10 protein-coding genes and 1 riboswitch are annotated in these 10,980 nt (G+C 46.4%); of the genes, 2 read left to right on the top strand and 8 right to left on the bottom strand.

Going from position 1 to position 10,980, the window contains the following annotated elements:
* Nucleotides 1-24: 24 nt before the first annotated feature.
* The 8 genes from ppk1 to MSA64_RS00165 form a co-directional block, all read right to left on the bottom strand.
* Nucleotides 25-2,073 carry a polyphosphate kinase 1 gene (gene ppk1, locus MSA64_RS00205; protein ID WP_287890045.1) on the bottom strand — a complete coding sequence of 683 codons (2,049 nt, stop codon included), beginning with the start codon at nucleotides 2,071-2,073 and terminating at the stop codon, nucleotides 25-27.
* A gap of 128 nt (nucleotides 2,074-2,201) precedes the next feature.
* The gene (locus tag MSA64_RS00200) at nucleotides 2,202-3,026 is read right to left on the bottom strand and encodes a carbon-nitrogen hydrolase family protein (RefSeq protein WP_287890043.1); all 825 of its coding nucleotides are present in this window, start codon (nucleotides 3,024-3,026) and stop codon (nucleotides 2,202-2,204) included.
* Between the two features lie 308 nt (nucleotides 3,027-3,334).
* A complete protein-coding gene (locus MSA64_RS00190; protein WP_154432700.1) occupies nucleotides 3,335-3,781 on the bottom strand; it encodes a DUF1284 domain-containing protein in 447 nt (148 codons plus the stop codon).
* A gap of 90 nt (nucleotides 3,782-3,871) precedes the next feature.
* Entirely contained in the window at nucleotides 3,872-5,044 is a 1,173-nt protein-coding gene (locus MSA64_RS00185; RefSeq protein ID WP_154432701.1) for a MalY/PatB family protein, read from the bottom strand.
* A gap of 65 nt (nucleotides 5,045-5,109) precedes the next feature.
* Nucleotides 5,110-5,982, bottom strand: a complete 873-nt coding sequence (locus tag MSA64_RS00180) for a DUF3737 family protein (RefSeq protein WP_330639002.1) — start codon at nucleotides 5,980-5,982, stop codon at nucleotides 5,110-5,112.
* A 141-nt stretch (nucleotides 5,983-6,123) separates the two neighbouring features.
* Nucleotides 6,124-7,059: an AEC family transporter gene (locus MSA64_RS00175; protein WP_277663422.1), complete on the bottom strand. Its 936-nt coding sequence runs from the start codon at nucleotides 7,057-7,059 to the stop codon at nucleotides 6,124-6,126.
* A 20-nt stretch (nucleotides 7,060-7,079) separates the two neighbouring features.
* Nucleotides 7,080-8,045 carry a sugar kinase gene (locus tag MSA64_RS00170; RefSeq protein WP_287890040.1) on the bottom strand — a complete coding sequence of 322 codons (966 nt, stop codon included), beginning with the start codon at nucleotides 8,043-8,045 and terminating at the stop codon, nucleotides 7,080-7,082.
* A gap of 2 nt (nucleotides 8,046-8,047) precedes the next feature.
* Nucleotides 8,048-8,695: a bifunctional 4-hydroxy-2-oxoglutarate aldolase/2-dehydro-3-deoxy-phosphogluconate aldolase gene (locus MSA64_RS00165; protein WP_277663424.1), complete on the bottom strand. Its 648-nt coding sequence runs from the start codon at nucleotides 8,693-8,695 to the stop codon at nucleotides 8,048-8,050.
* Between the two features lie 163 nt (nucleotides 8,696-8,858).
* A riboswitch (M-box (ykoK) riboswitch) is annotated at nucleotides 8,859-9,028 on the top strand.
* Nucleotides 9,029-9,323: 295 nt separating this feature from the next.
* Here MSA64_RS00165 and mgtE point away from each other — a divergent pair.
* Together mgtE and MSA64_RS12160 are read left to right on the top strand one after the other, a co-directional pair.
* Nucleotides 9,324-10,655, top strand: coding sequence for a magnesium transporter (gene mgtE, locus MSA64_RS00160; RefSeq protein WP_277663438.1), 1,332 nt, complete (start codon nucleotides 9,324-9,326; stop codon nucleotides 10,653-10,655).
* 63 nt (nucleotides 10,656-10,718) lie between these two features.
* Nucleotides 10,719-10,980, top strand: a 262-nt coding sequence (locus MSA64_RS12160; RefSeq protein WP_442945296.1) for a DUF6783 domain-containing protein, incomplete at its 3' end; no start/stop codon positions are given.

The raw sequence follows: 10,980 nt of genomic DNA, 5'->3' as shown, positions 1-10,980 counted from the left end.
CGGTACATACTGAAGGGGCACTCTTCAAAGGTTCTCTGCAATCTCATATGCCTGTTCATAGAAATATTCCTGGGCATTCAGCGGTTCTTCATCCGTTGGCAGGATCCGGTAAATTCCCTCACCGTTTTCCTGACGGGCCTGCTGATTGTCTTTCAGCATGATCCGGAACATTTCCAGAAGGCGCGCTTTGATTTCTTCGTCATAAACCGGAGCAGCTACTTCCACACGGCGCAGAGTGTTTCTGGTCATAAAGTCTGCGGACGCAATATAGATTTTTTCTCTTCCTTCACTTCCGAAAATATAGATTCTGGAATGTTCCAGAAAACGTCCGACGATACTTCGTACATGAATATTTTCCGTCTTGCCTGGAACCTGTGGAATCAGACAGCAGATTCCACGGATCACCATATCGATTCGTACACCGGCACAGGAGGCCTCCACCAGTTTCTCCATGATTTTCTTATCCGTAAGGGAATTCATCTTCAGTCCAATGTAAGCCGGTTCCCCTGCTCTGGCATGTGCAATCTCTTCATCAATCATATCCAGAATCTTATTCTGCAGGCATTTCGGAGCCACCAGCAGATGATCCACATGTTTGATCGTCTCTCCCATGGCAAGAGCCTGGAATACATTGGCTGCTTCCAGTCCGATATCTACATTATAAGTCATCAGCGACAGATCCGTATAAAGCCGTGAAGTTTTTTCGTTATAGTTTCCGGTACCGATCTGTGTATAATATTCAATCTGTTCATCTGTTTTTTTCGTGATCAGACAGAGTTTTGAATGAACTTTATAGCCATCCAGTCCGTAGATGACACGACACCCTGCATCCTCCAGCAAACGGGACCATCCAATATTGTTTTCTTCATCAAAACGTGCTTTCAGTTCCACCAGTACCAGCACTTCTTTTCCATTTTCTGCTGCTTCGATCAGTGCTTCTACTACTTTACTCTGTTTGGCCACACGATACAGCGTCATCTTGATAGAAACCACATCTTTATCGTTGGCTGCTTCGTGGAGCATATTCAGAAACGGATTGATACTTTCATACGGATAGGAAAGCAGTTTGTCCTTCTCTTTAATCTGATCCAGAATCGGACGGTCACCGGTAAAGGCCGGGGATTTTCTTGGTGTTCTTCTTTCATAAAATAATTCCGGAATCTTACGAAGAGCATCCTCGATCTGGAAAACGAAAGACAGATCCAGCGGTGCCTGACTGTGGAATACATACTGTGATTTTATTGCCAGATGTTCACAGATCAGTTTCACACTGCCCTCGCTGAGTTTTCTGGAAAGTTCGATCCGCACCGGTGCAAGTTTCTTTCTTTTTTTGATCAGATCTGCCATAAATTCCCGGTAATCCAGATCTTCATCGTACAGCGCATCGGCATCAATATCTGCATTTCTGGTTACACGAAGCAGGGATTTCTCTTTTACCTGATACCCCTTGAATACTTTTGGAATGTAGTGGAGGATCAGTTCTTCCGACAGCATATACGTATTGCCTCCCGGCAGGTGGATCAGCCGTTCAAATACACCGCTTCCACACGGTATAATCCCCAGACGTTCTTTTCCACTCTTGGTGGTCAGGACAACCACCGCATAGATTTCTTTATTTTTCAGGAATGGGAATGGCTGTCGTTTCCCCACAATGGTCGGTGAAATCAAGCCGGAAATCTCCATATCAAAATATGCTTCCAGAAATTTATTTTCTTCTTCCGTGATCCTACTGAAATCCACCAGACGAACGCCGTATTCCTCAATCTTTTCCATGAGTTTTCCATACACTTCATCTTTTCTCCTGTTCAGGATCTCCACCTGTGGAAGAATCGCCTGAATCTGTTCTTTCGGCGTCATATGTGTTTTATTATCTCTGGAATCTTTTGCCACCAGCATCTGATCGATCAGCGAGCCTACACGCACCATAAAGAATTCATCCAGATTGCTCTGATAGATCGATGCAAATGTCAGGCGCTCACACAGCGGCACCTTCGGGTTCTCCGCTTCTTCCAGTACACGTTCATTAAATTTCAGCCAGGACAGTTCCCGGTTCATATAAATTGTCTCGTTCATTGCTTATCCCTTTACTTTCTTCTACCTTTTATCCAATTGTCACATTTACAAAAGTACTATATCAAATTTTCTTTAATTCTATATTGACGCTCTGTAAAATTCATGTTAAAAACTCATTTTACTACACATTATTTTCCTTTCAGTTCATACAGATCCGTTCTCCGTGCGGATAATAATGGCAGCTGTTCGCGGATCGCATCCACGCGGTCCAGATCTATTTCCGTGATCTGAATGCCCGGTTTCTCATCCATCTGTGTCACCACATCCCCCCAGGGTGACACGACAAGAGAATGGCCCCAGGAGATATATCCTGCCTGCTCGTCTCTTGCATCGGAAGTTCCGATCATATAGCACTGATTGTCCACCGCTCTTCCCCTGAACATTAACTCCCAGTGTGCCGGTCCGGTTGTCATGTTAAAGGCTGCCGGTACCAGGATCATTCTGGCGCCCCGCAATGTCATCAGCCGTACGATCTCCGGAAATCTGCAGTCAAAGCAGATACAGATTCCCATTTTCCCAAACTCCGTATCAAAAACGGTAATCTGGTCTCCGGCGGTCAGTGTCGCGGACTCCTGATAGCACTGTCCGTCCTTCACGGCGATATCAAACAGATGCACTTTGCGGTGTTTTGCAATCTGGTTGCCCTGCCGGTCGAAGACATAAGCGGTATTGTACACATGTCCTTCCTTATCTTTTTCCGGTACACTTCCGGCTGACAGATAAATCTGGTATTTTTTTGCAAGAGCACTTAACCGTTGCCAGGTTTCTCCCTGTTCCATTTCCGCATAGACCGGAAAACAAGGTGTCTGGTACGGGCAGTTGAACATTTCGCCCAGGGTTACCAGATCAATGTTTTCGTCCTTTATACGTTTCAGATTCCGCTCCAGTTCTTCCAGATTTTTGCTTTTTTCTTCATAAACATGAGCCTGAATCTGGGCGATTTTCACCTTCATTTTTTCTCCCCCTTTCTGTCACAAATATTTGTAATTCTCTGACTTTAGTATAGATTTTCCATAACTTTTTGTCAATTTATCCTTCAAAAAACGAGGGGATTTTCCTCATGAAGCTAACATATTTTACTTCCATTCGCGGTAAGTTTAAATCTACAGCCCAGCATTTCCGCTGCACGTCTGCACATCAGCATCCGTGATCGCACATCAGGTTCACTGAAGCAGATTTTAAAAAATGATGAATCACCCTTTTACAGGTGTTCCATCATTTTATGAAATCAATATGAAATTTCAGATATCTTTTAGAAAAATCAACGTAAAATATTTTTATTTTCCCATCGACTGCTTTTCTCACTGCAGATTTCATTCCACTCACAGTCCCCGCAGATCTTCTCCCGCAATCCTGTATCGATTACCTTTTTCTGGACTTTCTGCGCAAATTCCAGAAAGTTCAGTTCTTCTCCTTCTGTCAGCCCGCAGGCCTCCAGCACGCCATGATCATACCGAAACACTTTTTCCTGCGCTTCACAGATTTCCTTTGTTTCTCCGGAATTTTCCTCATCGGTAAGGAACTGATGATTCGGGCATGCGCTGCAGATTTCATCCAGCGAAACCACCAGACGGATCGGGACATCCTGTTCCAGAATGTGTAACATTTTCTCCATATGCGCGGAGAATCCTTCGCTGTATCCTTTTCCTATAAAATACGCCAGACACATCCCATGATGCGGACGCACCGGTATTCGTTTTTTCTCCATATGTTTCTCATTTCTCACAGCTATCTTCTGTGTTTTTCGTAACTGTCCAATACCTTTACAGTTACTATTGTTCTTTGTTTTCTCCCGCTGTTATTTCTGACTCAGGTACGCTTCCACGCCCCGTTTCAGCCGCTCACAGCCATCTGCTATCCGGCTTTTCTGGCATGCCAGATTGATGCGTAAAAACTGCTCGCCGGTTTTTCCGTACTGTGCGCCTTCCGATACATAAAGACCTGTCGTTTTTCGAATCGCATCGGCAAGTTCTTTCGCACTGCAGCCAAGTGCATTGCAATCCACCCAAAGAAGGTAGGTCGCATCTGCCTCTGTCACTTTCAGCTGTGGGATCTCTTTTCGGATATAATCCGTCATGTATGTCCGGTTCTCAAAGAGATACTCACGGAGTTCTTCCAGCCAGTCTTCTCCTTTTGTAAATGCCGCGATTGCCGCACCAATGGCAAATACATTCGGTTCTGCCACCTCATCCGTATTCAACGCACGCCACACTTTATGATGCAGTGCCTCGTTCGGGATCATCACGGCTGCCGTCTGGATGCCTGCAATGTTAAATGCTTTCGTCGGTGCAATACAGGTCACACTGATATTTTTACAAGTCTCGGAAGCCGCCGCAAACGGAATGTATCCGGTGCCCGGCCGGGTGATATCGCAATGGATCTCATCTGAAAGAACCGTTACGTGATATTTCTCACACAGTTCTCCCACCCGTGCCAGTGTCTCCCGCTCCCAGATTCTTCCCACCGGATTGTGCGGGTTACACAAGATCATCAACGAAGTCTGCGGATCTGATAATTTCTCCTCCAGCGCCTCAAAGTCCATCTCATAGTTTTCCCCGTCATAGGCCAGCGGGCATTCCACCACATTTCTTCCGTTATTGACGATGGAATTAAAGAAAATATTATACACCGGTGTCTGAATCAGCACGTTTTCTCCCGGTGTGGTCAGCTTGCGGACCGTACTCGAGATCGCCGGTACCACGCCGGTACAGAAGGTCAGCCATTCTTTTTTGATGGAAAACTGATGGCGTCTCTCCCACCAGTTCATATATGCCTGATACCAGTCTTCTTCCACATCCGTATAGCCGAACACGCCGTGTGCAGCCCGCTTTTCAATCGCTTCCCGCACAGCCGGAGCCGTCTGAAAATCCATATCCGCCACCCACATCGGTAATTCATTTTCTGCCACATCCCATTTCAGAGATCCGGTATTTCTCCGGTCTGTGATCTGATCAAAATCATAGTTGCTCATGCTGTATCTTCCTCTCTGTCCTTTATTCAAACGTTGATTTTTCGAACCAGGTATCGCAGTCTGTACTATGCCTCGACTTCTTTTCCCTGTACAAAGATCTTCGTCTTTGACGGGTCTACCTTATCTTTTTCTACCGTCAGTTCTTTGATCTCATCCGCACGGATCACACCACTCGACGGGTTCAGCACACTGTCGATGGTTCCGTGGATCTTGGCATCCACAGAAGAATATTCAAATGCCAAAGTCGTATTGATCAGCTTACAGTTTTTCATCACCAGATTATCAATATAGCACATACCCTGCAGACTCTCGATGGTACAGTTTATCAGTGTCAGGTTTTTTGCATTCCATCCCAGGTATTCTCCGGAGATAAAGGAATCATACACGGTTACATTATCACTGTTCCAGAATGCATCTTTAGACAGCATTGTTGCATTGTGCACTTCCATATTTTTTACACCGTCGAAGGAATAATTTCCCACCAGACGGAAGTTTTTCAACACCAGATCCTGGCAGTTCATGCCGAAATAATCGCCTTTTGCATCCACATGATCCAGTTCCACGTTCTGACAGCTCCACAAGGTCTCTGCCGCATTCGGGAAGGTCACATTGGTCAGTTTCAGTCCGTTACACCGACGGAAATTCTTCGGTGCTTCGATCACTGCATTGTTCACTTCGATCCGGTCGGTATACCACACACCTGCGCGTGCCATATCAAACCAGGTACAGTTCTCTGCCTTGATGTCTTTCGCATACCACAGCGGATATTTCCACTTGAACATACTTCCGTATAATTCAATATTTCTGCTCTCTTTTAACGGCGACTCTCCGTCATCAAAAATCGTATCATAAATTTTCAGATTCTTTCCCTGAAACAGCGCACGCTCGCCGGTCAGGAACTCCTGATGAATCTCTTTCATTTCTCTTCCATCTCCCATAATTCTCTTCTCCCATTCTGCTGCCATTGATTTCGTTATTCTGACAGGCTTATATAGAATTATTGTATTCTATTTTGTCAGATATGGCAAATACTTGTTTTGTACCACTGCATTATTATTACGTTACTGTTCATAACGTTATTACGCCACCGCAATCCACAAAAGCACTCTGCACACAACCGGCAGCGTCACGATTCCGCATAGTGTGGTTATCATCACGCCGCCCAGCGAATATGCTCCATCGGAACCGGAGGAATTGGCGAGCATAACCACAGAGGACATAGTCGGCATCGCGGTGATCAGAGACATGGTCATACGGATCTCTTCCGATACCGGGACGAAGCTCAGGACAAGATAAAACAGTACCGGAAAGATCAACATTTTGCAGATAACAATTCCGTATAATTCCATCTGTTTTACATATTTGCATATATCCATACAGGCAAACACACCGCCAAGATAGATCATCGCGAGAGGTGTCGCCGTTGCCCCAATATTCTGGAATCCAGTCTGCAAGACACCCGGAAGCTTTAGTCCGGTCAGTACGAAAAGAATTGCCAGAGCGATAGCAACCGTTGCCGGGTTGATCAGCTTTTTCGGATCAAACTTCCCTTTTCCACTCGGGGAAGTCAATTTCACCCCTACTGTCCACATCGCCAGCTGATCCACGATGGTAAATACGGATACATACAGCATGCCCCGTTCCTGGAAAATGCTGGTGATGATCGGGATTCCCATAAATCCCACATTGCCAAACATCGTCATCGCCCGGTAGATCTGTGCCCGGTCGCCTTCTACATGAAACAATTTTGTCAACACAACGCCAAGTCCATATAAGAGAGTCGAGGCCGTCACCGCCAGTCCGATGATGGACAGCGATTTTACCAGTACCACCCGGTCTACCTGACTGACCACATTTACAAAGATCATCGTCGGCAGCGAAAGTTTCATAACTACTCGGGCGATCCAGTCGAGTCCCTTATCACTCAGCACACCGGTCCGCACAAGTATCACACCGATGACAAGATAAACGATAAACAGCTCAATCTGTTCCATCAAAATCCAAAATGTATTCATTTTTTCGTTTCCCGTTTTCTTTATTTCTGTATATTTCCCGCCATATAGGATTGCAGGATTTCTTCTGTCGGCAGCCCTTCATTGTCGCCGCGGTGCTGCACCTGGATCGAGCCGATCGCATTGCCCCGTTTCGCACATTCGGTCACCGGAAGACCTTTCAGCAGTCCGCTCAGTACACCAACGGCAAATCCATCTCCCGCGCCCACGGTATCCACCACTTTTTTCACCGGATACCCCGGGATCATATCTCGGACTACTTCCCCGTTTTCTTTCTTTTCGGATACATAAGCGCCGTTCTTTCCATCTTTGATCACGACGAGAGCCGCGCCCTTCTGATGATAAAAATCAGCCGCTTTTTCTTTATCTGTCGTGCCCGCAAGGATCTCACATTCCCCGATTCCCGGCAGTACCACATCTGCGTAATTTGCCAGATCATTCAGCACGTTTCTCATCGTCTCCCCGTTCTCCCACAGAGCCGGGCGGAGATTCGGATCAAAGGTCACCGGAATCTGAGCCTCTCTCGCCCGCTCCATCAGACGATAGGTCGCCTCTCTTGCTTCTTTCGAGAGCGCAGGCGGAATGCCTGTCACATGCACCAGCTCGATTTTCCCAAGATCCAGTGCATCGATCTCTTTGGCAGACAGATGTGATGCTGCAGATCCTTTTCGATAATATGGTGCCGCCGGATCATGTCCGTCTTCCACATATTCTTTCAGTTGAATCCCGGTTCGATAGACCGGATCATACGTCAGAAGATTCGTTCCGATCCCATTGTCTTTTAGTGCCTGTTCGATATAATGTCCAAACGGATCATCCCCAAGCCGGGTAAGATATTCCACCGGAAAGCCAAGCCGGGTAAGCCCAATCGCCACATTGACCTCCGCCCCGGACATTCTTCTTGTAAAATGCTCCACGCACTCCAACGCACCAGGTGTATCTGCCAGTAACAGAGCCATCGGCTCTCCAAATAATAGTGTGTTCTTCATACTTATTTCTCCTGACTGCCCCGTACCTCTTTTACCAGTGCCACCGCATCCGCTGTCATCTGGCGAATCGCATCAAACTGCCCGCTCTGGATCAGGTCTTTTTTCACCATCCAGCTGCCGCCACAGGCAAGGATCACATCGCTTTCCAGGTAAGAACGGACATTTTTCAGATTGATACCACCGGTCGGCATAAATTTCATTCCCACATACGGAGCCGCCAGTGCTTTGATTGCTGCCAGTCCCCCGGATGTTTCTGCGGGAAAGAATTTGACAACTTCCAGTCCCCGTTTTACTGCCTGCGCCAGCTCCGATGCCGTCACACAGCCCGGAAATACCGGGATCTGTTTCTCGATACAGTAATCCACGATCTCCGGATCAAAACCCGGACTCACAATGAATCTTGCTCCTGCTTCGATTGCTTCATCCACCTGCCGTGTTGTCAGAACAGTTCCTGCTCCCACGAACATCTCCGGATATTCCTCCAGCATGATGCGGATGGATTCCTTCGCTGCCGCTGTCCGGAATGTCACCTCCGCACAAGGAAGCCCTCCTTCGCAGAGTGCCTTCGCCAGCGCTCCTGCATCCTTCTCATCTTCCAGTACCACAACCGGTACAATTCCCATTTCTTTTATTTTTTCTGCTGCTGTCATCTGTCTTCTCCTTCCCCTGTACCCGTTCTGTCAGTGACTCTTTTCTTCCCCTTTGTACCGGGCACATCGCTGCTATCATTATATCGACTTTGACAGGTGCTTTCAATTGTAAAAAAGCGATTGACATTACTTTCTGTTTGCTATATGATAGTCACGACAAATAAAGATATTTCGGTAGGTGAGGTTACCACAGGGATTTGGATTTTCCTGAGATTGCTGCCGCAAGGCTGTGGAGACACAACGCGCTGGTCAGCAGGTCATGTCGTGAAGGCATAACCTAATGCAATTGATATATGCCCTGTGATACTAAAGCTTGAACGATGGTCAGGATTTTTTTTGTGATGTATTTTGCAGATTCTTTCATTGCTCAGGCTTTGAAAGAATTTTTTAATTTACAGAAAATTGCTTTTCTGTAAATTAAAAACGCTCCGCGGGGATACGCACTGCGACGTATAAAGTAGATGTCGCAAGTGACCGCCGCAGGCGCGAGAATGTGCCAAGACACATTCTTTGTTCTTTACATAAATACAAAAAATGAAAGGTGGTGAGGACATGGACTCTGATGCCAGTTATTACGCGAAAGGCAACAATCATATACCAATAATTACATATCGGAGGTACGTTTATGATGAACAAAGATATTTTTGTAAAACTGCTCCAGGAACGCCGCTACAAATCCGTAAAAGACGTTCTGGACGTAATGAACGCAGTAGACATTGCCTCACTGCTTGGAGAATTTGATGATAAGGAACTGGCTCTTGCTTTCCGTCTGATTCCCAAAGAAAAGGCAGCAGACGTATTTGCCAACATGGAGAGTTCCCTGCAGTCTGTCCTGGTAGAAGCCTTGTCAGAAAAAGAACTGAAGGAAATCCTGAACGATCTGTACATGGATGATACCGTGGATCTGTTAGAAGAACTTCCCGCCAATCTGGTTACCCGGATCCTCGATGCCAGCGGCCCGAAGGAACGGGAAACCATCAACAAACTGTTAAATTATCCGGAAGACAGCGCCGGAAGTATCATGACAACCGAATACGTAGATCTGAAACCGTATCTGACAGTAGGACAGGCACTCGCACATATCAAGAAAACCGGTATTCACAAAGAAACCATCTATACCTGCTATGTGATCCAGCAGCGGAAACTGCTCGGTATCGTGTCAGCAAAAGATCTGATGACAACCGATGATAATGTGCTGATTGAAGATATCATGGAGACGGAGATCATCTCTGTCTCTACACTGACAGACAAAGAGGATGTGGCTCACCAGCTTCGCAAATACGACCTGCTGGCACTTCCGGTTCTTGACACCGATGGTCTGCTTGTCGGTATCGTAACATTCGATGATGCCATGGATGTCATGGTCGAAGAGGCCACCGAAGATATCACCAAGATGGCGGCCGTATCTCCCAGTGAAAAAACTTACTTTGAAGTATCCGCCTGGGAACACGCAAAACGCAGAATCCCATGGCTTCTGGTGCTGATGTTTTCTTCTATTATCACCGGAACCATCATCACCCGTTATGAAGACGCTTTCGCTGCGATCCCGCTTCTTGTATCCTTCATCCCCATGCTGATGGACACCGGCGGAAACTGCGGTTCTCAGAGTTCCACACTGATCATTCGCGGAATCGCCCTGAACCAGGTAACCTTCCATGACTTTTTCCGTGTCATCTGGAAAGAATTCCGTGTTTCCCTGATCGTAGGTGTCGTTCTGGCTGTCGCCAACGGACTTCGGATCTATCTGACCTATCAACGGGCAGGTATGGCAGTCGTCATCGCCCTGTCCCTGGTCGCAACCGTTATTTCCGCAAAACTACTCGGCTGCATCCTCCCGATGTGCGCAAAAAAAATCGGCCTGGATCCGGCACTTATGGCCTCTCCGCTGATCACTACCATAGTCGATGCAAGCTCCATTATAATTTACTTCTTTATCGCAACCAAAGTATTTCATCTGTAGAAAGTAGAAAGCATTACAAAAACCATTACTTTTCTCTTAAATTTTATAAATTTTCTTGTTTTTGTGTGTACATACTTATATAATAAAATTAATTATAACATTTTTTCGTATAACAGACAGTTGTTTGCTCCTGTTCGATACACTAGAGCGTGTCTGAAAAAGGCTTTTCGTGAGCTGCGAGTCTCAGTTTGTGGGAGATTTTATCCGAATGAGGGCGGCGTAGCGGGCTACGCTGAGGCTTTTTTAACTGTGCAATCGGATTCACAGACAAATGAATGCTACAGTTATTTCGAAAACGATGTACCAGATGCAGAAAGGAATTGCA

It is taken from the genome of Oliverpabstia sp., assembly GCF_022785585.1.
In the GTDB taxonomy this organism is placed as follows: domain Bacteria; phylum Bacillota; class Clostridia; order Lachnospirales; family Lachnospiraceae; genus Oliverpabstia; species Oliverpabstia intestinalis.
This window is presented reverse-complemented; position numbering and strand designations above follow the sequence as displayed.